18 protein-coding genes and 1 riboswitch are annotated in these 24,296 nt (G+C 57.6%); of the genes, 7 read left to right on the forward strand and 11 right to left on the reverse strand.

Going from position 1 to position 24,296, the window contains the following annotated elements; translation table 11 throughout:
* Positions 1-256 precede the first annotated feature (256 nt).
* Both murI and btuB read right to left on the reverse strand, forming a co-directional pair.
* Positions 257-1,108 carry a glutamate racemase gene (gene murI, locus IM284_RS14680; RefSeq protein ID WP_028014824.1) on the reverse strand — a complete coding sequence of 284 codons (852 nt, stop codon included), beginning with the start codon at positions 1,106-1,108 and terminating at the stop codon, positions 257-259.
* A complete protein-coding gene (gene btuB / locus IM284_RS14685; RefSeq protein ID WP_047366807.1) occupies positions 1,053-2,900 on the reverse strand; it encodes a TonB-dependent vitamin B12 receptor BtuB in 1,848 nt (615 codons plus the stop codon). The genes murI and btuB overlap by 56 nt, the downstream gene beginning before the upstream one ends.
* Positions 2,901-2,965: 65 nt before the next feature.
* Positions 2,966-3,142: riboswitch (cobalamin riboswitch) on the reverse strand.
* Positions 3,143-3,246: 104 nt separating this feature from the next.
* On the opposite strand from btuB, the gene trmA reads away from it, so the two are divergent.
* Positions 3,247-4,347 (forward strand): tRNA (uridine(54)-C5)-methyltransferase TrmA, encoded by a 1,101-nt coding sequence (gene trmA / locus IM284_RS14690; RefSeq protein WP_045631472.1) that lies wholly within the window; start codon positions 3,247-3,249, stop codon positions 4,345-4,347.
* 55 nt (positions 4,348-4,402) lie between these two features.
* Here the strand turns inward: trmA and IM284_RS14695 are convergent, their stop codons facing one another.
* Positions 4,403-4,762 (reverse strand): YijD family membrane protein, encoded by a 360-nt coding sequence (locus tag IM284_RS14695; RefSeq protein WP_008501783.1) that lies wholly within the window; start codon positions 4,760-4,762, stop codon positions 4,403-4,405.
* 9 nt (positions 4,763-4,771) lie between these two features.
* Positions 4,772-5,410, reverse strand: coding sequence for an HTH-type transcriptional repressor FabR (gene fabR / locus IM284_RS14700; RefSeq protein ID WP_008501784.1), 639 nt, complete (start codon positions 5,408-5,410; stop codon positions 4,772-4,774).
* A 196-nt stretch (positions 5,411-5,606) separates the two neighbouring features.
* Here fabR and sthA point away from each other — a divergent pair, with 196 nt between their 5' ends.
* Entirely contained in the window at positions 5,607-7,007 is a 1,401-nt protein-coding gene (gene sthA, locus IM284_RS14705; RefSeq protein WP_045260262.1) for a Si-specific NAD(P)(+) transhydrogenase, read from the forward strand.
* Here sthA and oxyR read toward each other — a convergent pair.
* The 4 genes from oxyR to argC all read right to left on the reverse strand — a co-directional run bounded on the left by oxyR (position 6,990) and on the right by argC (position 11,447).
* Complete coding sequence (gene oxyR, locus IM284_RS14710; protein ID WP_025758848.1) at positions 6,990-7,907, reverse strand: DNA-binding transcriptional regulator OxyR; 918 nt, start codon at positions 7,905-7,907, stop codon at positions 6,990-6,992. The two genes, sthA and oxyR, sit on opposite strands and share 18 nt — an antisense overlap.
* Before the next feature lie 303 nt (positions 7,908-8,210).
* On the reverse strand, positions 8,211-9,584 hold the full coding sequence (gene argH, locus IM284_RS14715; protein ID WP_047366806.1) for an argininosuccinate lyase: 1,374 nt from the start codon (positions 9,582-9,584) through the stop codon (positions 8,211-8,213).
* A 75-nt stretch (positions 9,585-9,659) separates the two neighbouring features.
* Complete coding sequence (gene argB / locus IM284_RS14720) at positions 9,660-10,436, reverse strand: acetylglutamate kinase (protein WP_098946274.1); 777 nt, start codon at positions 10,434-10,436, stop codon at positions 9,660-9,662.
* Between the two features lie 6 nt (positions 10,437-10,442).
* Entirely contained in the window at positions 10,443-11,447 is a 1,005-nt protein-coding gene (gene argC / locus IM284_RS14725) for an N-acetyl-gamma-glutamyl-phosphate reductase (RefSeq protein ID WP_047366805.1), read from the reverse strand.
* Between the two features lie 88 nt (positions 11,448-11,535).
* Here argC and argE point away from each other — a divergent pair, with 88 nt between their 5' ends.
* The 5 genes from argE to IM284_RS14750 all read left to right on the forward strand — a co-directional run bounded on the left by argE (position 11,536) and on the right by IM284_RS14750 (position 18,339).
* Complete coding sequence (argE, locus tag IM284_RS14730; protein ID WP_028014830.1) at positions 11,536-12,687, forward strand: acetylornithine deacetylase; 1,152 nt, start codon at positions 11,536-11,538, stop codon at positions 12,685-12,687.
* Between the two features lie 271 nt (positions 12,688-12,958).
* Positions 12,959-15,610, forward strand: coding sequence for a phosphoenolpyruvate carboxylase (ppc, locus tag IM284_RS14735; RefSeq protein ID WP_041911805.1), 2,652 nt, complete (start codon positions 12,959-12,961; stop codon positions 15,608-15,610).
* 57 nt (positions 15,611-15,667) lie between these two features.
* Positions 15,668-16,432 carry an AraC family transcriptional regulator gene (locus IM284_RS14740; protein WP_047366804.1) on the forward strand — a complete coding sequence of 255 codons (765 nt, stop codon included), beginning with the start codon at positions 15,668-15,670 and terminating at the stop codon, positions 16,430-16,432.
* A 128-nt stretch (positions 16,433-16,560) separates the two neighbouring features.
* The gene (gene fsa / locus IM284_RS14745) at positions 16,561-17,223 is read left to right on the forward strand and encodes a fructose-6-phosphate aldolase (RefSeq protein ID WP_047366803.1); all 663 of its coding nucleotides are present in this window, start codon (positions 16,561-16,563) and stop codon (positions 17,221-17,223) included.
* Between the two features lie 12 nt (positions 17,224-17,235).
* Complete coding sequence (locus tag IM284_RS14750) at positions 17,236-18,339, forward strand: glycerol dehydrogenase (RefSeq protein ID WP_047366802.1); 1,104 nt, start codon at positions 17,236-17,238, stop codon at positions 18,337-18,339.
* A gap of 84 nt (positions 18,340-18,423) precedes the next feature.
* Here the strand turns inward: IM284_RS14750 and katG are convergent, their stop codons facing one another.
* The 3 genes from katG to IM284_RS14765 form a co-directional block, all read right to left on the reverse strand.
* Positions 18,424-20,604 (reverse strand): catalase/peroxidase HPI, encoded by a 2,181-nt coding sequence (katG, locus tag IM284_RS14755; RefSeq protein ID WP_047366801.1) that lies wholly within the window; start codon positions 20,602-20,604, stop codon positions 18,424-18,426.
* Between the two features lie 146 nt (positions 20,605-20,750).
* On the reverse strand, positions 20,751-21,638 hold the full coding sequence (metF, locus tag IM284_RS14760; RefSeq protein WP_041911801.1) for a methylenetetrahydrofolate reductase: 888 nt from the start codon (positions 21,636-21,638) through the stop codon (positions 20,751-20,753).
* Between the two features lie 225 nt (positions 21,639-21,863).
* A complete protein-coding gene (locus tag IM284_RS14765; RefSeq protein WP_047366800.1) occupies positions 21,864-24,296 on the reverse strand; it encodes a bifunctional aspartate kinase/homoserine dehydrogenase II in 2,433 nt (810 codons plus the stop codon).

Below are 24,296 nucleotides of genomic sequence, written 5' to 3' on the forward strand. Positions count from 1 at the left end.
ATAAATTGTTAAAGAGCAGTTGCAACGCGGCTTTCGCTCACCGTTGCGAGGTGGCGTATATTACGCTTTCCTCTTTCAGAGTCAACCCGTTATTTTCACTTTTCTCTGTTGGCGTTCATCTCTGAACCCCGCTAACCCGGCGGCCTGTAAGCCGTTGTTCCGTGTCAGTGGAGGCGCATTATAGGGAGTTCTCAGACGTTGACAACCCCTCTTTTAAAAAAAACTTTCAACCGTCTCTTTTTTGCTCAAAACCGTGCTACAGCGCCAGTTTTTCGAGCGTTTCAAAGCCATAACGGCGTAAAACGGGTAAAAGTTGCTCAGTCTCTTTCGTGATAGCCATGCAAAATGCGATATTTGCATCGGTAGATTTCGCATCCGGCGCTTCATGCTCCAGCAGCCAGGCCGTACGACGGGCGATCGCCGCACCAGAATCCACCAGCCGCGTCCCCTCCGGAAGCACTTCTAATAGCTCTTCCTGCAAGAGAGGGAAGTGGGTGCAGCCCAGCACAACCGTATCCGGAGGTTCGGGCATCCGCAGCCACGGACGAAGAATACGACGCAGCTCTTCGAGCGATACCGTCTCGCCGTGCAGTTTCGCTTCCGCCATCTCCACCAGCTCTGCGGAGCCAAGCATTGCAATCTGGCATTCGTTAGCAAAACGGTCGATCAGCTCGCGGGTATAAGGACGCTTCACCGTGCCACGCGTGGCCAGCAAGCCCACGATACCGTTCGCCGTCAGGCGCGCGGCAGGCTTTATGGCAGGAACAACGCCCACAACCGGGAACTGGAATTTTTCACGCAGGGCGGGAAGAGAAACGGTGCTCGCCGTATTACAGGCAATGACCGCCAGCGCAAGGGGATAGCGCTTTTGTACCGCGGTGACGATTTCAACCACACGCTCAACGATAAAGTCCTCACTCTTTTCCCCATACGGAAAAGCGACGTTATCGAAGGCGTAGATGTAATGGAGATCCGGCAGGAGATGCCGAATCTCATCGTAGACCGAAAGCCCACCGACGCCGGAATCAAACACCAGCACGGTAGGGCGCGGATTAGAAGGTGTAGCTGCCAGACAAGGTGTATTCCCGTCCTGCAGTTTGGTAGCCATAAACTGTCTCGTAATCTTTATCGAACAGGTTGGCTATTTTACCACGAACTGTGAGGTGTGAGGTGACCGGATATGAAACTGCGACATCCCACAGGCTCACACCGCCCATTTTCACTTTTTCTGACGGATAAGAACCAAAATCAGTGTCGTAACGCGTGCCGAGATAGTGATACGTCAGGCTCCAGTCGAAATCATAGATCTGCGTATCGAGCTGATATTTCACCTGCTGCTTAGCACGACGGTCCAGAAGTTCGTTGGTCGCCGCATTGCGGGCATCCACATAGTCGTAGCCAACGGTATGCGTCAACGGACCTGTATCAAACGACGCCGTCGCTTCCACACCCTTAATGCGTGCTTTACCGACGTTGTAATATTCCTGAAGGTTATTATTAAAGTCGATGAGATTATCAACGTCATTACGATAGCCAGACACGCGCCAGCTCACGCCTGCCGTCAGGCCTTCAAACGCCCCTTCCCACTGCTTGCTCTCTTCTGGATCAAGATGGTCATTGCCATAGAAGCCATAGAGTTGACCCAGATTCGGGGCCTTATAGGCCGTACCATAAGAAGCAATGAAGCGGTAACCGTCCACGAACTCCCACGCTGCACTGCTTTGCCAGGTGCCATGGCGACCAAACTGAGAGTTGTCATCGCTGCGAACCGCCCCTTCCAGAGTGAAATCGCCCAGCTGCTGCAGCCCGGTCAGGTAGACGCCGGTGTTACGCAGGTTGTAGCCGTTGGTCACGTAGTTTGTACCCGGCTCGGTGCTCTGCTTCTGCCAGTCAACGCCCGCACCAATGTTCCCGTGCCCCACATCAACGGAGTTGAGCCACTGGACGTTGTACTGTTTGATTTCATCCAGCGTGGCCGTCGAATCGTAACGGCCCAAATTAGGGTCGTAGTTATAGTCTTTGCTGTGGCTATAGCTGGTGAGCAGCTGTGAATGGAAGATGTCCTCGTTAAAGCGTAATCCTGCGTCCCAGGTCTGGCTATAGAGCTGTCGGGTATCGACCAGCACGTCAGGGGTAAATGAGCTGTAGTAACCGTCATAGGCCGTACGGTTGCTGTAGCCAAAGCCGCGAACAAATCCGCTCCACTGGTCTGAGAATGCGTGATCCACCGCACCGTAGAGCGTTTTATTCATAAAGCCGTCGCGATCGGTCTGGGCAAGGCCACCATTGTTGCCGTCCGCAACCACATCGAAACCTTTGGTATAGGTGTAATCCCCCGCCAGCGTGACGCGCGTGCTGTCGCCCAGCGTTTGCTGGGTACTGCCGCCATAATTCTGGTAACCGTGCGACCCTACGCCGGCATTCAGCGTCGTACCGTCCTTCGTGCGAGTGGTAATAATGTTGACTACACCGCCAATCGCATCCGAGCCGTATACCGCCGAACGCGGTCCACGCACATATTCGATACGCTGCACCAGGGAGATCGGGAACTGGCTGAGATCGGACGACCCCGTGACGCCCGCCTGGTTAAGGCGGATGCCGTCAACGAGAATCAGGACGTGGCTGGAGTTGGTGCCACGGATAAAGAGAGAAGAGAGTTGCCCCATCCCGCCACTTTGCGCCGTGTCCACGCCGGGCAAGCGACGCATAACGTCCAGCACCGAGGTTGACTGCCAGCGGTCAATATCGGCACGCGTAACCACCGACGTTGCTGCCAGAATAGTTTTTTCAGGTTGTTCAAAACGATTTGCCGTCACCACCAACGAGTCAGCGCTATCCTGCGCCCAGCCCGAAAATGCCGTGACGGACAGCGCCGTCAACAGCGATACTTTTTTAATCATTGTTAAAGCATCCACAATATAAGAAGGATGCCGCAGGCCTCATCTATAGCACGCGATGATGAAACCAAATGCGACGTGATCCCGGCAGGTCTTCGGGCTAGGTGGCGTTATACGGATGAAGACTTCCCATTTTCACAGTGTCTACAGCTCTCATCCCGCCAGTCTTTACCGCTGCGCGTCAGCTCCAGATTTTCACTGGATTCCCTTTTCACTCTCAGGAGACCGGAAACAGAATGCTACAATTAGACACGTATAGATGTCCAGACAGCTATTGGCCATTAAATCTGGACATCCCCTGAACAATCCCTACAATCCCCGCGTAATTCTTTATCACTCAGGACGCATCATGACCCCAGAACACCTCCCGACAGAACAGTACGACGCGCAGCTGGCCGAGAAAGTTGTCCGCCTGCAAAGTATGATGACGCCTTTCAACGCGCCCGTTCCCGAGGTGTTCCGCTCCCCTGTCAGCCACTACCGCATGCGCGCCGAGTTCCGCATCTGGCATGACGGCGACGACCTGTACCACATCATTTTCGATCAGCAGACCAAATCACGCATTCGCGTGGACAGCTTCCCGGCAGCGAGCGAGCTTATCAACCAGCTGATGACGCTGATCATTGAAGGCGTGCGCAACAATCCGGTGCTGCGCCACAAGCTGTTCCAGATTGACTATCTGACCACGCAAAGCAATCAGGCGATTGTCTCTCTGCTGTACCACAAAGCGCTGACCGACGAATGGCGCGAGCAGGCCGAAGCCCTGCGCGATGCGCTGCGTGCGCAGAACATCAACGTGCACTTGATTGGCCGCGCGACCAAAACCAAAATCATGCTGGATCAGGATTACGTCGACGAGCGTCTGCCGGTGGCGGGTAAAGAGATGGTTTACCGTCAGGTGGAGAACAGCTTCACCCAGCCGAATGCCGCGATGAACGTGCAGATGCTGGAGTGGGCGCTGAAGGCGACGGAAGGATCTAAGGGCGATCTGCTTGAGCTGTACTGCGGTAACGGCAACTTCTCGCTGGCGCTGGCGCGTAACTTCGAACGCGTGCTGGCAACGGAAATCGCCAAGCCGTCGGTAGCGGCCGCGCAGTACAACATCGCCGCTAACCATATCGATAACGTCCAGATCATTCGCATGGCGGCAGAAGAGTTCACCCAGGCCATGAACGGTGTACGCCAGTTTAACCGCCTGGAAGGGATCGATTTGAAGAGCTATCAGTGTGAGACGATTTTTGTCGACCCGCCGCGTAGCGGCCTGGACAGCGAAACCGAGAAGATGGTGCAGGCGTACCCGCGTATTTTGTACATCTCCTGTAACCCGGAGACGCTGTGCAAGAATCTGGAAACATTAAGCCAGACGCACAAGGTTGAACGTCTGGCGCTGTTCGATCAGTTCCCGTATACGCACCATATGGAGTGCGGTGTACTGCTCACGGCGAAGTAACTCGCCGGCGTTTTTGGCAGGTGGCGCTTCGCTTACCTGCCCTACTCAGACCTCATTACTCTGGCAGTTGGCTCTTGCGGCTACGCATGCGCGAGCCAATCCAGAACACCAGCGCCACGGACAGTACCGCAGGGAAGAAGTTAGAGCCGATATCCGGATACTCCGCGCGCACCACGGTGCTATACAGCAATACGCCCAGAATAAAACAGGCAGCGGCCAGCCCCGGTAACCCGACCGGCATCGTACGGTTCAGGTAACGCTGATGCAGGCAGTAGACCGTCAGCACCAGCGCAATAAGCGGGAAAATCGAAAATGGCACGATGGAGCTAAAAATAGCGGCAAACGTGCCATTAATGGATAAGCCAGCGATCAATGCCAGCAACAGCGTCCCTTTATCCTGACCTGACTGTTTCATTACTCACCTTCACTCTTCGGTTTGATGTGCCAGTTTCTCTTGTTCACGGCGATACCAGTAGTACGCGCCTTTGGAGATCATCCTGAGCTGCAATACCAGTCGCTCTTCAAGCTGCTTGCGTTGTTCAATGCTGACGTCCAGCGCTTCGGCACCCGCGCTGAACACAATCGTCACCATTGCCTCGGCCTGTGCTTCAGTAAAGGCACGCGGCATATGGTTTTCGAGTTCAAGATAGTCGGCAAGTTCCGCGATGAAGTGCTGAATTTCCCGCGCGACGGCGGCACGAAACGCTGCCGATGTGCCCGAACGCTCGCGCAGAAGCAGACGAAACGCGTTGGGGTTATTGCCGATAAATTCCATAAACGTCGACACGGAGGTGCGGATCACGCTGCCCCCTTTTGCGATACGCTGACGCGCCTGGCGCATCAGCTGGCGCAGCATCAAACCGCTCTCGTCGACCATGGTCAGGCCCAGTTCATCCACATCACGGAAGTGACGATAGAAGGACGTTGGCGCAATCCCGGCCTCGCGTGCGACTTCGCGCAGGCTCAAACTGGCAAAACTCCGCTCAGCACTCAGTTGACTGAATGCGGCTTCCACCAGCGAACGCCGGGTTTTCTCTTTTTGTTGTGCTCTTACGCCCATCACGATAGTTGAATCCTTCCAAAGGCCTGATGGCACTATACCAGAGAATAAAATTAATCTGTTTGCTCAGCTTTGTGAATGATTGTTTACGTGCGGTTTGTGCTCCACTGCCGGAAAAAAGCACAACGATAATTGGGTTACCCTGGCAATGATGTTATGATTCTGTTGCTTTTATGTATAAGAACAGGTAAGCCTTGCCATGCCACATTCCTACGATTACGACGCAATAGTTATTGGTTCCGGCCCCGGCGGCGAAGGTGCTGCTATGGGTCTGGTGAAACAGGGAGCCAGAGTAGCGGTCATCGAGCGCTACCATAATGTCGGCGGCGGTTGCACCCACTGGGGCACCATCCCTTCGAAAGCCCTCCGCCACGCCGTTAGCCGCATTATCGAATTTAACCAGAACCCTCTTTACAGCGACCACTCCCGACTTCTTCGTTCCTCCTTTGCCGACATCCTGAATCACGCGGATACCGTCATTAACCAGCAGACGCGCATGCGTCAGGGCTTTTATGAGCGTAACCATTGTGAAATCCTGCAGGGCAACGCGCATTTTGTGGATGAACACACCCTGGCACTCGAATGCCACGACGGTTCGATTGAGACGATCACCGCTGAAAAATTTGTGATTGCCTGCGGTTCACGCCCTTACCATCCGGCCGACGTCGACTTCTCACACCCACGCGTCTACGACAGCGACTCCATTCTGAGCCTGCACCATGAACCCCGCCACGTCATTATCTATGGCGCAGGGGTCATCGGCTGCGAATACGCGTCGATCTTCCGCGGAATGGATGTCAAAGTTGACCTGATTAACACCCGCGACCGCCTGCTGGCGTTCCTCGATCAGGAAATGTCAGACTCTCTCTCCTACCACTTCTGGAACAGCGGCGTGGTGATTCGCCACAACGAAGAGTACGAGAAAATAGAAGGCTGCGATGACGGTGTGATCATGCACCTGAAGTCCGGTAAGAAGCTGAAAGCCGACTGCCTGCTGTACGCCAACGGCCGTACCGGCAATACCGATTCACTGCGGCTGGAAAATATCGGGCTTGAAACAGACAGCCGCGGTCAGCTGAAGGTCAACAGCATGTATCAGACCGCGCTACCGCACGTATACGCGGTTGGCGACGTAATTGGCTACCCGAGCCTGGCCTCCGCCGCTTACGATCAGGGCCGCATTGCCGCTCAGGCGCTGGTGAAAGGCGAAGCGACGGCGCATCTGATCGAGGATATCCCGACGGGGATCTACACCATTCCGGAAATCAGTTCTGTCGGGAAAACCGAGCAGCAGCTGACGTCAATGAAGGTGCCTTACGAGGTAGGTCGTGCCCAGTTTAAACATCTGGCGCGGGCGCAGATCGTGGGGATGAGCGTAGGTACGCTGAAAATTCTGTTCCATCGCGAGACGAAAGAGATCCTCGGGATTCACTGCTTTGGTGAACGCGCGGCGGAAATCATTCATATCGGTCAGGCAATCATGGAGCAGAAAGGCGGTGGTAACACCATTGAGTACTTCGTTAACACCACCTTTAACTACCCGACCATGGCAGAAGCCTATCGGGTAGCCGCGCTGAACGGCTTAAACCGCCTGTTTTAACGCGCTGTCGAAATGGCCATCCATCGCACCGCGGATGGCCTCTGCCAGTTGCTCATAGCGGCTGCGCAGCGGTGACCCTGGGCGATACACCAGGCCAATGGTGCGACGCGGCTCCGGCTTAATGCACGGCAGGTACACCACGCCATCACGCTTACGCTCGCGCGGCACGGCCAGCGCAGGCAGCAACGTAATACCGCTTCCCGCCGCCACCATATTACGCAGCGTTTCCAGACTGGTTGCGCGGAAGTGGGTATCTTCGTCAGCGCCCGCTTCGAAGCAGAAACCCATCGCCTGATCGCGCAGGCAGTGACCGTCTTCCAGCATCAGCAGCTTTTCCCCGGCCAGATCGGCCATCGGAACGCGATCGCGGTTCGCCCACGGGTGATCTTCATAGATCGCCAGCATCATCGGCTCATCGAACAGCGGTACTTCAATAAACGCTTCGCTCTCTTTTACCAGCGCCAGAATGGCGCAGTCGAGCTTGCCGCTGTCCAGCTGCGCCAGCAGCTGATGGGTTTGCGCTTCGTGCAGATACATTTCGAGTTTCGGGAACGTCTGGTGCAGCATCGGAATGATGTGCGGTAACAGGTACGGGCCAACGGTTGGGATCAGGCCAATATGCAGCGGGCCGGACATGGCCTCTCCCTGCTGGCTTGCCATTTCCTTGAGCACTTTGACCTCGCGCAGCACGGTGCGCGCCTGATCCACCAGCAGAAGACCGGCCTGGGTGAACAGCACCTTACGGCTGGTGCGCTCCAGCAGCATCACGCCCAGCTCGTCTTCCAGCTTGCGGATCTGCCCGCTCAGCGTCGGCTGGCTGACGTGGCAGGAATCTGCCGCGCGGCGAAAGTGACGATGCTCGGCTAACGCTACCAGGTATTCAAGATCACGAATATTCATTATTCATCCTCCGTCGCCACGATAGTTCATGGCGATAGATAGCATAGCAATGAACGATTATCCCTATCAAGCATTCTGTTGAATAATACGCCACATAGACGAGGCGGCCGTGTTTGACCCTTGACGTCCCCGCACCGTCAGCGAGTTTCTCTCAAAACTCGAACAACTAAAGCCAACGTGAACTTTTGCGGACCCCGTGGTCCGCTTTTTTTTTGCGTAAAAAAGCCTGGCGCTAAGCCAGGCTCCGTTTTTCTCCCTCTCCCTGTGGGAGAGGGCCGGGGTGAGGGCACCAGCCCGCACGGTTCAAATCAGGCGGTTTTTCGCATCCGCAATTGCCTGCGCCACCTGCTTCGGCGACACGCCGCCTTTCGCCGCACGTTTATCCAGGCAGGACTGCAGCGCCAGAATCGGGTACACATCCTCCCCGATCGCCGCGCTGAATTTTTGCAGGTCGGCAAGCGCCAGCTCTTCAAGGGCTTTACCCTGACGAATCGCTTCCACTACCGCTTCGCCCACAATATGGTGCGCTTCACGGAACGGTACGCCCTTCGCGACAAGGTAGTCCGCCAGTTCGGTAGAGTTGGCATAGCCCTGCTGCGCCGCTTCCTGGCAGCGCGGACGTTTCACCTGAATGCCGTCCAGCACCAGCGCGCCCATGTGCAGACAGTCCAGCCAGGTGTCGAGCGCGTCGAACAGCCCTTCCTTGTCTTCCTGCATATCTTTGTTATACGCCAGCGGCAGCCCTTTCAGGGTCATCATCATGCCGGTCAGCGCGCCCTGCACGCGACCGCACTTGCCGCGGATCAGCTCCAGCGCGTCCGGGTTTTTCTTCTGCGGCATCAGGGATGAGCCTGAGGTCACGCGGTCGGACAGCTCAACGAAGCCCGCTTCACCGGAGTTAAAGAAGATCAGGTCTTCGGCAAAGCGCGAAAGATGCACCATCCCGATAGAGGCATTGGAGAGCAGCTCCAGCACGTGGTCACGGTCAGAGACGCTGTCCAGGCTGTTGCGGGTGGCGGAGGCAAAGCCCAGCCATCCTGCCAGCTGCTCGCGGTCGATTTCATACGCCGTACCGGCCAGCGCGCCGCTGCCCAGCGGGCTGACGTCCAGACGCTTCAGGGTATCCTGCAGACGGCTTTCGTCACGCGCCAGCATCTCAACGTAGGCCAGACACCAGTGCGCAAAGGTCACCGGCTGCGCGCGCTGCAGGTGGGTATAACCCGGCATCACCGCGTCCTGATTGTTCTGCGCGGTCTCTACCAGCGCACTTTGAAGCTGACGGTTGGCCGCCAGCAGTTCGCCAACGGTCTCTTTACACCACAGCTTCAGGTCGGTGGCGACCTGGTCGTTACGGCTACGGCCGGTGTGCAGCTTTTTACCCAGCTGGCCGACCTTGTCGATCAGCTTGCCTTCCACCCAGCTGTGAATATCTTCGGCATCGCTCTGCAGGATTTGCTGCGGATCCAGACGCACCTCTTCCAGCAGGTTGTTCAGCGCCTCTTCCAGCTGCTGCTGTTCGTCTGCGGTCAGTACGCCAACGGTCACCAGCGCTTTGGACCAGGCCACAGAGCCGACAATATCCTGTTCGGCCAGGCGGTAGTCGAAGCGCAAAGAGTCGTTGAACTGTTTGAACCGTTGATCCGCTGCCTGTGTAAAACGCCCACCCCAAAGTGCCATAACATCGTTCCTTTATTCGTTAGTTCCGCCGGGTGCGCTTCGCTTACCCCGGCCTACGGTCATTCAATAAAAAACTTACGCCAGAATACGCGTGCCAATCGGCGTGCCGTTAAACAGCGCCGGGAGCTGCTCCGCGTGACGCCAGGAGGCGATATCCACCGGGCGGCCCAGCGTGCGCGCCGCATCCAGCGCAGCGTTCACTTTGACGATCATGCCGTCGGTAATAATGCCCTGAGCGATCAGCTGCTCGGCTTTGGCGGCGGTCATTTCCGCTATGCGCTGGCCTTTACCGTCGAGAATACCGCTCACGTCGGAGAGCAGGATCAGGTCTGCGCCCAGCGTGGCCGCCAGCGCGGTTGCCGCCTGGTCCGCGTTAACGTTCATCAGCTCGCCCTCTTCGGTCACGCCGATAGAGCTCACCACCGGCAGGAAACCGCCTTCCAGCAGGGTGTTAATCAGCTTAGGCGAACCTGGCTGCGCCAGTCCAACATGGCCGAGCTCTTCGTCGAGCTGGGTCACTTTTACGCTGTCACCGTCGCCCAGGTAGAGGCCAACGGACGCAATATGGTGTTTCTTCGCCCATGCCAGCAGCGTTTTGTTCGCCGTGCCCGCCAGCGCGCCGGTAATGATGTCAATCTGGTCAGCAGGCGTGACGCGCAGGCCATTTTTCTTTTTCACCGGCAGATTCAGCCCTTTCATCAGCTCATCCACCACGCAGCCGCCGCCGTGCACAATCACCAGCGGACGCTGGTGCGATTCGCGATAGTTCACCAGCGCGGTAAACAGGCGCTCCAGCGCTTCTTCGCTGTCCAGCAGTACACCACCGAGTTTGATAATTAATGGGTTCATCATCACACCTTAAATAAGAGCCTGCGTTTCCGGGAAGCCGAAACGAATATTTGCACACTGCATTGCCTGTGCGGCAGCGCCTTTGAGTAAGTTATCTTCTGCGGCGACCACAATCAGATGCTCGCCCTGTACGGCAAAGCCGATATCGCAGAACGGCAGGCCAACCACGTTTTTGAGCGCCGGCACGCCTTTGTCGTACAGACGCACCAGCGGTTTATCCGCATACGCCTGCGTGAAGGCCTCGCTCACCTGCTCTTTCGTCACGCCCGACTTCAGGCGGCAGGTGATGGTTTCGAGGATCCCGCGCGGGAAGCTGCCCAGGTGCGGGGTAAAAATGACGTCCGCGCCCAGATGCGTCGTGATTTCAGGGTGATGACGGTGATTAAACACGCCATACGGCTGAAGGCTCACTTCGCAGAAGCTGTTGGAGATAGCGGCCTTGCGCCCCGCACCGCTCACGCCGCTGGTGGCGTTGATCACCGGCCACTGGCTTAGATCCAGCAGACCGGCGTCGATCAGCGGCTTCAGGGAGAGCTGTGCCGCCGTCGGGTAGCAGCCCGGAACGGCAATCAGGTCCGCTTCTTTCAGTTTATCCGCACTCCACTCCGCCAGGCCGTACACCGCTTTTTCAAGCAGATCCGGATGCTGATGAGTGAAGCCGTAATATTTTTCGTAGAACGCGCCGTCGTTAACGCGGAACGCGCCGGAGAGGTCAAACACCACGCAGCCGGCCGCCAGGAACTGCGGCGCCAGGTCGTGGCTGACCTCGTGCGCGGTGGCTAAAAACACCACGTCGACGCCGTCGGTAAACTCGCTGATGTCAGACATCGGCTGCAGCGGCAGATCGACCATGCCCTTAAGCTGCGGATGCAAATCGGAAATTAACTTTCCTGCATCATTGCTTTGCGCTGACACGGTCAAAGCGGTTATGGTCATATGAGGGTGGCGATTTACGTAGCTTACAAGCTCTGCGCCCGCATAACCGCTAGCGCCTACAATCAGCGTATTCAACATCGGGTTCCTTTATGCTCAACGTTAATGTATTTTTATTCACATTTATTGCATGAATATTGATACTATCACGACCTAAGGTGTGTCAACAATGAAAATGAACTTACCGCCATTTATCGAGATCTACCGCGCCCTGATTGCCACACCGTCCATCAGTGCGACCGAAGAAGCGCTGGATCAGAGCAATGAGTCTTTAATCAATCTGCTGGCGGGTTGGTTTAGCGATCTTGGGTTTAACGTTGAGGTTCAGCCCGTCCCCGGAACCCGCCACAAATTTAACCTGCTCGCCAGCACCGGAACCGGCGCGGGCGGCCTGCTGCTGGCCGGCCATACCGACACCGTACCGTTTGACGATGGCCGCTGGACGCGCGATCCGTTCACCCTGACCGAGCATGACAACAAGCTCTACGGTCTGGGCACCGCCGACATGAAAGGCTTCTTCGCCTTTATCCTCGACGCGCTGCGTGACGTGGACGTGACGAAGCTGAAAAAACCGCTCTACATTCTGGCAACCGCCGATGAAGAGACCAGCATGGCGGGCGCACGTTATTTCTCTGAAAACACGTCGATTCGTCCGGACTGCGCGATCATCGGTGAACCGACCTCTCTGCAGCCGATTCGTGCGCACAAAGGCCATATTTCTACCGCGGTGCGCGTGCTGGGCCAGTCCGGCCACTCCAGCGATCCGGCGCGCGGCGTGAACGCCATTGAGCTGATGCACGACGCCATCGGCCGCATTATGACCCTGCGCGACGATTTGAAAGAGCGGTATCACTACGAGGCATTCACCGTGCCGTATCCGACGCTGAACCTCGGTAGCCTGCACGGCGGCGATGCGTCCAACCGCATCTGCGCCTGTTGCGAACTGCATATGGATATCCGTCCGCTGCCGGGCATGACGCTGAGCGATCTGGATGGCCTGCTGAACGAAGCGCTGGCCCCGGTGAGCGAGCGCTGGCCGGGACGCCTGACAGTCTCCGAACTGCATCCGCCAATCCCGGGCTACGAATGCCCGCCAGACCATCAGCTGGTTCAGGTGGTGGAAAAACTGCTCGGCGAGAAAACCGACGTGGTGAACTACTGCACCGAAGCGCCGTTTATTCAAACGCTTTGCCCGACGCTGGTCCTCGGCCCTGGCTCCATTAACCAGGCCCACCAGCCGGATGAATATCTGGAAACCCGCTTCATCAAGCCCACCCGCGAGCTGATTACCCAGGTTGTGCATCACTTCTGCTGGCATTAAAACCGCACCGAAAAGTACCCTCTCCCCGTGGGAGAGGGTTCGGGTGAGGGCAACAAATCGCATGATCACCGTCACATTTCCATAAGCATCTCTTATCTGACGCAATGCGAATTAAATTTCGTAAATTGCCCGCATTTATTCGTTTGCTGAACCGTTTTCGCAGCAATTGACGACGGGGGTTTTACGTGGCTTTATAAAGGGAGATGACAAAATAATGTCCAGAAGATTTTCGCCTGGGCATAAACAAAAATGATGGGGTGACTGGGTTTTTATGAACGAACAATATTCCGCGTTGCGTAGTAATGTCAGCATGCTCGGCAAAGTGCTTGGAGATACCATCAAAGACGCATTAGGGGAGAACATCCTCGACCGCGTTGAAACCATCCGCAAGCTGTCTAAATCTTCCCGTGCCGGTAACGAGGCCAGTCGTCAGGAGCTGCTCACCACTTTGCAGAACCTCTCTAACGATGAGCTGCTGCCCGTTGCCCGCGCCTTCAGCCAGTTCCTGAACCTGGCAAACACCGCTGAGCAATACCACAGCATTTCGCCAAACGGCGAAGCGGCCAGCAACCCGGAAGTCATTGCCCGCACCCTTCGTAAACTGAAAGACCAGCCAGACCTCAACGAAGCCACCATCAAAAAAGCGGTGGAGTCCCTTTCGCTGGAGCTGGTGCTGACCGCACACCCAACCGAAATCACCCGTCGTACGCTGATCCACAAGATGGTGGAAGTAAACAGCTGCCTGAAGCAGCTGGATAACAAAGACATTGCCGACTACGAGCGCAACCAGCTGATGCGCCGTCTGCGCCAGCTGATTGCCCAGTCCTGGCATACCGATGAAATTCGTAAGCATCGCCCAAGCCCGGTCGACGAAGCCAAATGGGGCTTTGCGGTGGTGGAAAACAGCCTGTGGGAAGGGGTACCAAACTACCTGCGCGAGCTGAACGAACAGCTGGAAGAGAACCTCGGCTACCGCCTGCCGGTCGATTTCGTTCCGGTTCGTTTCACCTCCTGGATGGGCGGTGACCGCGACGGCAACCCGAACGTGACCGCGGAAATCACCCGTCACGTTCTGCTGCTGAGCCGCTGGAAAGCGACCGACCTGTTCCTGAAGGATATTCAGGTGCTGATCTCCGAGCTGTCGATGGTTGAAGCGACGCCGGAACTGCGCGCGCTGGCCGGTGAAGAAGGTGCCAGCGAGCCGTACCGCTTCCTGATGAAAAAGCTGCGCGGTCAGCTGATGGCCACCCAGGCGTGGCTGGAAGCGCGCCTTAAAGGCCAGCGCCTGCCGAAGCCGGAAGGTCTGCTGAGCCAGAACGAACAGCTCTGGGAGCCGCTGTACGCCTGCTATAAATCACTCCAGGCCTGCGGGATGGGCATCATCGCCAACGGCGAACTGCTCGATACCCTGCGCCGCGTGAAGTGTTTCGGCGTACCGCTGGTGCGTATCGACGTGCGTCAGGAAAGTACCCGTCATACCGAAGCGCTGGGCGAGCTGACCCGCTATCTCGGCATCGGCGACTATGAAAGCTGGTCCGAAGCCGACAAGCAGGCGTTCCTGATCCGCGAGCTGAACTCCAAGCGCCCTCTGCTGCCGCGCAACTGGGAGCCAAGCAACGACACCCGCGAGGTGCTCAACACCTGTAAAGCGATCGTCGATGCGCCGAAAGGATCGGTGGCCGCCTACGTGATCTCTATGGCGAAAACCCCGTCCGACGTGCTGGGCGTTCATCTTCTGCTGAAAGAAGCGGGCATCGACTACGCCCTGCCAGTCGCCCCGCTGTTTGAGACCCTCGACGACCTGAACAACGCCAACGACGTCATGACCCAACTGCTTAACATCGACTGGTATCGCGGCTTTATTCAGGGCAAGCAGATGGTAATGATTGGCTATTCCGACTCCGCGAAAGATGCGGGCGTGATGGCGGCGTCCTGGGCGCAGTATCAGGCTCAGGATGCGCTGATCAAAACCTGCGAGAAAGCCGGTATTGAGCTGACCCTGTTCCACGGTCGCGGCGGCTCCATTGGCCGCGGTGGCGCACCTGCTCACGCAGCACTGCTGTCACAGCCGCCGGGAAGCCTGAAAGGCGGCCTGCGCGTGACCGAGCAGGGCGAGATGATCCGCTTTAAGTACGGCCTGCCGGAAGTGACCATCAGCAGCCTGTCGCTCTATACCAGCGCGATCCTGGAAGCGAACCTGCTGCCACCGCCGGAGCCAAAAGAATCCTGGTGCCGCATCATGGACGAGCTGTCAGACATCTCCTGCGATCTGTACCGCGGCTACGTGCGTGAAAACAAAGATTTTGTACCTTACTTCCGCTCGGCCACGCCTGAACAGGAGCTGGGTAAACTGCCGCTGGGCTCGCGTCCTGCAAAGCGTCGCCCGACCGGTGGCGTTGAATCACTGCGCGCCATTCCATGGATCTTCGCCTGGACGCAGAACCGCCTGATGCTGCCCGCCTGGCTGGGTGCCGGTGCCGCGCTGCAAAAAGTGGTGGAAGACGGCAAACAGAACGAACTGGAAACCATGTGCCGCGACTGGCCCTTCTTCTCTACCCGTCTGGGCATGCTGGAGATGGTCTTCTCGAAGGCCGACCTGTGGCTGGCGGAATACTACGACCAGCGGCTGGTGAAACCAGAGCTGTGGGCGTTGGGTAAAGAACTGCGCGAACTGCTGGAAGGCGACATTAAAGTGGTGCTGGACATCGCCAACGACTCGCACCTGATGGCGGACCTGCCGTGGATTGCCGAGTCAATCCAGCTGCGTAACATCTACACCGACCCGCTGAACGTTTTACAGGCTGAACTGCTGCACCGTTCCCGTCTGGCGGAAGAGGAAGGTAAAGAGCCGGATCCTCGCGTTGAACAGGCGCTGATGGTGACGATTGCGGGCGTTGCGGCGGGTATGCGTAACACTGGGTAATGCTTTATGCCGGGCAGGCGTTTTTAGCGCCGCCCGGCAGGTTTCGGTAGTCTTCTCATGTATTCCGATATCACCCGAATTTTGGCTGACCTGGTGAACCGTACGTTACCGCTGGGCCAGATTCATTTCTCAGCGCTGGCTGAACAGCATCCCCGAACATCTCCCTGCCTCGTCATTACCCTTGTTCCCCCCTGTGAGGCGATATTTTCATCCTTTGGACACATCACGCTTCCACCGCCTAACGTCCTGAGCATACATTTCGGTAAGCAGCAGCTGACTCTCGATTTACAGCGTGACAACGCGCTTTTGCAGCAGTTACAGGTTCCCCGGCGTGGCCCGCGAACGGGTGCGTTTCTTCTGCAAGCGCTCACCGAATTACAGATGCAGCCAGACGAGCAAGACACAGCCATGCTGGTGGTATTAAGCTTGCTCAGCCACTGCCGGGATCTGCTTGGCAGTGACATCCACACCGCTAACCGTAGCCGGGCGCTATTCGAAGCCGTTCGTAGCTATATCGAAGAAAATTACGCCTCTTCGTTAACGCGCGAATCCGTGGCACAGGCGTTCTACATCTCGCCGAATTACCTTTCCCATCTCTTTCAGAAGATCGGCCACGTGGGATTCAACGAGTATCTGACACAAACGCGGCTGGAACATGCGCGCCAGCTGCTGAAAGGCTACGATCTCAAAATTAAAGATATTGCCGCACGCTGCGGATTTCCTGACAGCAACTACTTTTGTCGCCTCTTTCGCAAGCACACCGAGCGTTCCCCTTCCGAATATCGTCGCCAGTATCACAGCCAGCTTATCGCCAAAAAATAGCATTGTGATCGCTATCGCACTTCGCTAAGGACATTACATTTGTCCAGTATTTGGCAAAATTGACCTGTATCCGCCGCACTCAGCCGGGCCTTATCCTTTATTCAACCTTTCTGACTTAAGGAATAATAATGGAACTGTATCTGGATACCGCGAACGTGGCGGAAGTGGAACGCCTTGCACGCATCTTCCCCATCGCGGGCGTCACCACCAACCCAAGCATCATTGCCGCCAGCCGTGAATCCATCTGGGACGTGCTGCCGCGGCTGCAAAAAGCCGTCGGGCCGGAGGGTACGCTGTTTGCTCAAACCATGAGCCGCGACGCCGAAGGCATGGTGGCGGAGGCCAAACGTCTGAGTAACGCCATCCCGGGTATTGTGGTGAAAATTCCGGTCACCGCGCAGGGGCTTATCGCCATTAAAGGGCTGAAAAGAGAGGGTATTACCACGCTGGGCACCGCCGTTTACAGCGCCGCTCAGGGTTTACTGGCCGCGCTGGCAGGCGCGAAATACGTTGCGCCATACGTCAACCGCGTCGACGCACAGGGCGGCGACGGTATTGGCATGGTACAGGAGCTGCAGTCCCTGCTGGAACTGCATGCGCCGGAAAGCATGATGCTGGCTGCCAGCTTTAAAACACCGCGTCAGGCGCTGGACTGCCTGCTGGCCGGATGCGAGGCAATCACGCTCCCCTTAGACGTAGCGCAACAAATGCTCGGTACCCCAGCGGTAGAGTCGGCCATAGAAAAGTTCGAGCAGGACTGGAAAAACGCGTTTGGTAACCTCAATCTCTAAGGGAGAACTGTTATGGACCGTATCATTCAATCGCCGGGGAAATATATCCAGGGCGCGGATGTGCTGACCCGTCTCGGCGACTATCTGAAACCCCTGGCAAACCGCTGGCTGATCGTCGGCGATAAGTTTGTGCTGGGTTTTGCCGAAGACACCCTGCGCCAGAGTTTTAAAAAAGCCGAACTGCATGCCGAAATCGCGCCGTTTGGCGGCGAATGTTCGCAAAATGAAATCGATCGCCTGAAAAAGTTGGCCGACAGCGCCGACTGCCTGGCAGTACTGGGGATTGGTGGCGGTAAAACGCTTGATACCGCGAAAGCGCTGGCTCACTTTATGGACGTACCGGTCGCCATTGCGCCGACTATCGCTTCCACCGACGCGCCGTGCAGCGCCCTTTCCGTTATTTACACCGACAGCGGCGAGTTCGATCGCTACCTGATGCTGCCGCACAACCCGAACATGGTCATTGTGGATACGAAAGTGGTAGCAGGTGCGCCTGCACGTCTGCTGGCCGCCGGGATTGGCGACGCGCTGGCGACCTGGTTTGAAGCACGCGCCTGCTCGCGCAGCGGCGCGACCACCATGGCCGGGGGTAAATGCACACAGGCGGCATTAGCGCTCGCCGAGCTGTGCTACAACACGCTGGTTGAAGAGGGTGAAAAAGCGATGCTGGCGGCGGAACAGCATGTGGTAACGCCTGCGCTGGAACGCATTATCGAAGCCAACACCTATCTCAGCGGCGTCGGCTTTGAAAGTGGCGGGCTGGCGGCTGCACACGCTATTCATAACGGCATGACGGCGGTGCCTGACGCGCATCACTTCTATCATGGGGAAAAAGTGGCGTTTGGTACGCTGACGCAGCTGGTGCTGGAAAACGCGCCGGTAGAAGAAATTGAGACCGTCGCGGCGCTTTGCCACAGCGTAGGGCTGCCGATCACCCTGGCGCAGCTAAACATCAAAGAGGATATTCCGGCCAAAATGCGTCTGATTGCCGAAGCCTCTTGTGCGGAAGGAGAAACGATCCACAACATGCCTGGCGGCGTCACGCCGGATCAGGTCTATGCGGCGCTGCTGGTCGCAGACCAGTACGGGCAGCGGTTTTTGCAGGAGTGGGCGTAAATAGCATCAATAAAAATCCCCGCATCAGCGGGGATTTTTTTGCCCGTAGGCCGGGTAAGGCGTAGCCGCCACCCGGCACAATGGCTACTTCACGTCAAACCGATCCAAATCCATCACCTTCGCCCATGCGGCAACGAAGTCACGGACAAACTTCTCGTGCGCATCGCTGCTGGCGTAAACCTCGGCCAGTGCGCGCAGGACGGCGTTCGAACCGAAGACCAGGTCGGCGCGGGTCGCGGTGTATTTCACTTCACCGCTGGCACGATCGCTACCGGCAAACAGCTCGTTTGAATCGTCGGTCGCTTTCCACTGGGTATTCATATCCAGCAGGTTCACGAAGAAGTCGTTGCTCAGCACGCCCTCGCGGTTGGTGAATACTCCGTTCTTACTGCCATCAAAGTTCGTGCCCAGTACGCGCAGGCCGCCGATCAGCACCGTCAGCTCAGGTGCGGTCAGGGTCAGCTGTTGGGCCTTATCAATCAGCAATGATTCCGTCGTGGACACATCCACCTGCGCACGGTAGTTGCGGAAGCCGTCGGCAATCGGTTCGAGCAGGTTAAACATCTCGATATCCGTCTGATCCTGACGTGCATCCACACGGCCCGGCGTGAACGGCACGTTGACGTAAACGCCCGCGGCTTTCGCCGCCTGCTCAACGCCCACAACGCCCGCCAGCACGATGATATCCGCCAGCGAGGCTTTATTGGTGGTGCGCTGAATAGCTTCCAGAGCCGGTAACGCACGTACCGCCGCGGCGTTCACATCCCAGTCGCGCTGAGGAGCCAGCGCCAGACGCGCGCCGTTGGCACCGCCGCGCTTGTCGCCGCCGCGGAAGGTCGATGCAGACGCCCATGCCACTGAAACCAGCTCGCTCACGGAGAGGCCAGAGGCCGCGATTTCCGCTTTCAGGCTTTCAATGTCTTCCTGCGTCGGATGGAACACCGGCTGAGGCAGCGGATCCTGCCAAATCAGATCTTCTTTCGGCACTTCCGGGCCGATGTATCGCGCTTTTGGCCCCATATCACGGTGGGTCAGTTTGAACCACGCGCGCGCGAAGGCTTCGTTAAAGGCCTGCGGATCGTTCAGGAAGCGACGGGAAATTTTCTCGAATTCCGGGTCGAAACGCAGCGTCAGGTCGGTGACCAGCATGGTTGGCTTACGTTTTTTCGACGGGTCAAACGGGTCTGGCATGATTTCCGGCGCATCCACGGCTTCAAACTGAATCGCGCCTGCCGGGCTGCGGGTCTGCACCCATTCGTATTTGAACAGGTTCTCGAAGAAGTAGTTGCTCCACTGGGTCGGAGTTTGCGACCAGATGACTTCCAGCCCGGAGGTGATGGCGTCAGCGCCAATACCGGTGCCGTGCGTGCTGGCCCAGCCTAAGCCCTGCGCTTCAATCGGCGAGGCTTCCGGATCGGTACCTACGTGCGTGGCTTCACCCGCGCCGTGGGTTTTACCGAGCGTATGGCCGCCGGCAATCAGCGCGACGGTCTCTTCGTCGTTCATACCCATGTTGCCAAAGGTGGCGCGGATCGCCGCCGCAGCAGACAGCGGTTCACCGCTGGCGTTTGGCCCTTCCGGGTTCACGTAAATCAGCCCCATTTCGGTGGCCGCCAGCGGGCGCTTCGCCAGTGCTTCCGGGTCACGGTGGGTCAGCCAGGCTTTTTCATCACCCCAGTTCACGTCCAGATCCGGTTCCCAGACGTCTTCACGACCGGCGCCAAAACCAAAGGTGCGGAAGCCGGAGTTCTCCAGCGCCACGTTACCCGCGAGAATAAACAGGTCGGCCCAGGAGATTTTTTGTCCGTATTTTTGCTTGATTGGCCACAGCAGGCGGCGCGCTTTATCCAGGCTGACGTTATCAGGCCAGGAGTTCAGCGGCGCAAAGCGCTGTTGGCCGCGTCCGGCACCGCCGCGTCCGTCAACGGAGCGGTAAGTACCGGCACCGTGCCAGGCCATGCGAATAAACAGACCCGCGTAGCTGCCCCAGTCGGCAGGCCACCACGGTTGAGAATCGGTTAACAGGGCTTTGAGATCGCCCTTGAGGGCGGAATAGTCGAGCTTGCTGAATTCTTGGCGGTAGTCGAAGTCTTCACCCAGAGGGTTCGAACGGTTGGAATGTTGGTTTAGAAGATCGATGCGGAGTTGTTTAGGCCACCACTCTTTGCTGCCGGTACCTGCGCCCGCGCTGTGATCGACGCCGCCCTGATGGAACGGACATTTGCCGGCGGATGCCGCGTTATTGGTCTCGTCTGACGTGCTCATCGCTATGCTCCCTTTACAGTGATACCGTTACGATATACACCACTAGCAATAAGATATAGTTGAATTAATCCACAGATTCGATAGTTAATACCTTTTAACTTTTTATATGATTAAAAAGCCCTCACTTTATGAAGGCTTTTTGCTGATTACGCCGGACGAACGCCCAGCGTATGACAAATGGCGTAGCTCATCTCCGCGCGGTTAAGCGTGTAGAAGTGGAAGTCTTTCACCCCTTCGCGGCTTAAGATCTTCACCATGTCCATCGCGATATTGGCCCCCACCAGCTTGCGGGTTTCCGCGTCATCGTCCAGCCCTTCGTACATTTTGGACATCCACAGCGGAATGCGAACGTTGGTCATATCGGCGAACTTCTTCGCCTGTTTGAAGTTAGAGACTGGCAGAATGCCCGGGATAATTTCGACGTCGATACCTGCCGAGACGCAGCGGTCGCGGAAGCGCAGATAGCTTTCCACGTCAAAGAAGAACTGGGTGATGGCGCGGTTGGCACCGGCCTCCACCTTACGCTTCAGGTTAAGCAAATCCGCCTGGGCGCTTTTCGCTTCCGGGTGGACTTCAGGGTAGGCGGCCACGGAGATATCAAAATCAGCAACGTCTTTCAGCAGCGCGACCAGATCGGTAGCGTACATGTCCGGCTTGCCGCTTCCCGGCGGCAGATCGCCACGCAGGGCAACGATATGGCGAATCCCGTTGTTCCAGTAGTCCTGGGCAATGGCGCGCAACTCATCGCGGGTGGCGTCAATACAGGTCAGATGCGGCGCTGCTTCCAGACCGGTACGATCTTTGATGCCTTTAATAATGCTGTGCGTGCGGTCACGCTCGCCGGAGTTGGCGCCGTAGGTCACGGAGACAAACTTCGGCTTCAGGCTGCTCAGGCGATCGATAGAGCTCCACAAGGTTTGCTCCATTTCACTGGTGCGCGGCGGGAAAAATTCAAAAGAGACGTTAATCTGGCCGTTTACTTCGGCCAGGCTCTGATTCAGTGCTTCCCGCTGGTTGGCGTGAAAAAAGCTCATACCTTACCTCTATCTCTCGCGTGTCATTGTCTGTTGTGTTGTGAACTTCTATACGTTTAGACGTCCAGATGTAAAAATGACGGAAAAGCGGCGTGACGTCAACAGAAATAATCACAATAACGGTGAGGTTTGCTCAGGGAAGATGAAGGGAGTTCATGATAAGGGTGAGCGCGGTCTGATGCCCTCACCCTAACCCTCTCCCACAGGGAGAGGGAAATTCACTTTTTACAGCAGCTTAGCCAGACGGTTAATATCGGACTGGATAGCCCCAGCGGTGACATCGCGCCCCGCGCCCGGGCCGCGGATCACAAGCGGGTTATCGCGGTACCAGCGGCTTTCAATGGCGAAGACGTTATCGCACGGCAGCAGGGCCGCCAGCGGATGGTCAGGACGCACCGCCTCGACACCCACACGCGCCTTACCGTTCGCCTCGAAACGCGCCACGTAGCGCAGCACCAGCCCCATCTCGTTTGCCGCTTCCAGACGCTGCACCATCTGGTCATTCAGCTCGTCGCCGTTTTCGAAGAAGTGGTCAACAGAACCTTCTTCGCAGCCCGCAGGCACCAGCGACTCGACGCGTACGGAATCCGGCTCGATGTCATAACCGGCTTCACGCGCCAGGATCACCAGCTTGCGCATCACGTCTTTACCGGAGAGGTCAACGCGCGGATCGGGCTCGGTTAAGCCCTGCTGCCACGCCTGATCCACCAGGTCGGTGAACGGTACGGTGCCGTCAAACTGCAGGAACAGCCAGGAGAGCGTGCCGGAGAAGATCCCGCTCAGCGCCAGAATGCTGTCGCCGCTTTCAATCAGGTCACGCACGGTATGGTTAACCGGCAGGCCCGCGCCAACGGTGGCATTATAGAGCCAGTGGCGGCCCGTTTTTTCAAACGCGTCGTGGATCTGACGGTATTTATCGGTGCTGCTCGCCCCCGCCAGCTTGTTGGCGCTGATGACGTGGAAACCGTGGCTGGCGAAATCCAGATACTGATCGGCAAGCTGTTCGCTGGCGGTGACGTCCAGCACCACCAGATCGTCATACGGGTGCGCGCGCATCCACAGGAACAGCGACTCTTCATCCTGCTCAACCGCTTCATCGTTAAAGAAGGCAAGCGCCCGGCTGGCGTCCAGCCCTTCGTAGTTCAGCAGGCTGCGGCGGCTATCCACCACGCCCGCAAGAATAAATTCAAACCCGGTACGCGCCGAAAGCGTGACCTGTTCGCGGGCGAACAGCTCCAGCCAGCGGGAACCGATGTTACCCTTGCCAAACAGCACCAGGCCGATGCGTTTTTCCGCGCGGAACAGCGAGGTGTGCAGACCCTGAATCAGGCTTTCGGTTGGGCCTTTACGCAGCACGGCGACCAGGCTGATCCCCTCTTCCGACTGCCAGGTGAACTCTACCGGCTGGCCCTTCAGCTGCTGCCAGAAGCGGTGGCAGTGCAGCGGGTTACGGGTGACGCCCGCGCCGACCATCGCCACCAGCGCCAGCCCCTGACGCAGGCGAAGCTCGCCCGGCAGGCCCGCTTCGTCGAGAATTTTCAGCGCGCTGTCCGCCACTTCGGCGGTATAGCAGAACTGCAGCAGTTGACGATCGTTATGCACGCCAACGGCCAGCGGACGCACCTGGGCGCGTTTCAGGATCGTGTCGATATCTTTATGCGCCAGCCTGAAGTCCTGACCCGCAGGGACCTGGAACTCAATCAGGCAGATGTCGTCGTGGCTGGTGACAATGCGCGCGCCCGTGCCGGACGCCAGCACGCGCTCAATGCGGGTAGACCCCTTATCCGGCGTATAGCTACAGCGCAGCTGCAGGTCAATATCGCTGCCGGAAACCGGCTGCAGCGTGCGCGCGTGCAGCACCGGGGCCGCCAGACGCGCCAGCTCGCTCGCTTCGTCGAGACGCAGCAGCGGAAGCAGGCAGGCATCTTTCACTTTACGCGGGTCCGCGCTGTAGACACCGGCCACGTCGCTCCAGATGGTGACGCGGGACACGCCCGCCAGGGCACCGATCTGCGTTGCCGAGTAGTCCGAGCCGTTACGGCCCAGCAGCACGGTTTCACCGGCGTTGCTGCGGCTGATAAAGCCGGTGACGACAATACGTTTGCCCGGATGCTGCACCAGCAGCTGTTGCAGCAGCGGATAGGACAACCCTTCGTCCACCTGCGGCTGCGCGGCGCGTTCCGCACGCAGGAAATCACGCGCGTCGAGCCAGGCCGCGTCTACGCCCAGGTGTTGCAGTACGGCGGCCATCAGGCGCGCGGACCACACTTCACCGTGGCCCACCACTTCGGCATACACCGCGTCGGTAATCCCGCTGTCCAGCAGAGCAGCCAGACGCTCAAGGTCATGCGTGAAGGCGCTGATCAGCCCGTCCGCCACGTCCGCAGGCAGCAGGCCGGCAATCAGCTCGCTCTGGTAACGACGTAAGGACTGTTGCACCTGATGCGCAGAAAGGCGATCGGTCTGGCTCAGTTTCAGCCAGCTAATCAACTGGTTGGTGGTGCTGCCCGCCGCCGAGACAACCATCATGTCACCCGGCTGTGAATATTCGGTCATGATCCCTGCGACGCGCAGATAACATTTCACATCAGCAAGACTACTACCACCAAACTTGTGCAGCTGACGACCCTTCGCCCCTGCCTGCGCTATCACACTCAT

Origin of the sequence: Enterobacter cloacae complex sp. P12RS, assembly GCF_014895875.1 — a bacterium.
GTDB classification, from domain to species: domain Bacteria; phylum Pseudomonadota; class Gammaproteobacteria; order Enterobacterales; family Enterobacteriaceae; genus Enterobacter; species Enterobacter bugandensis.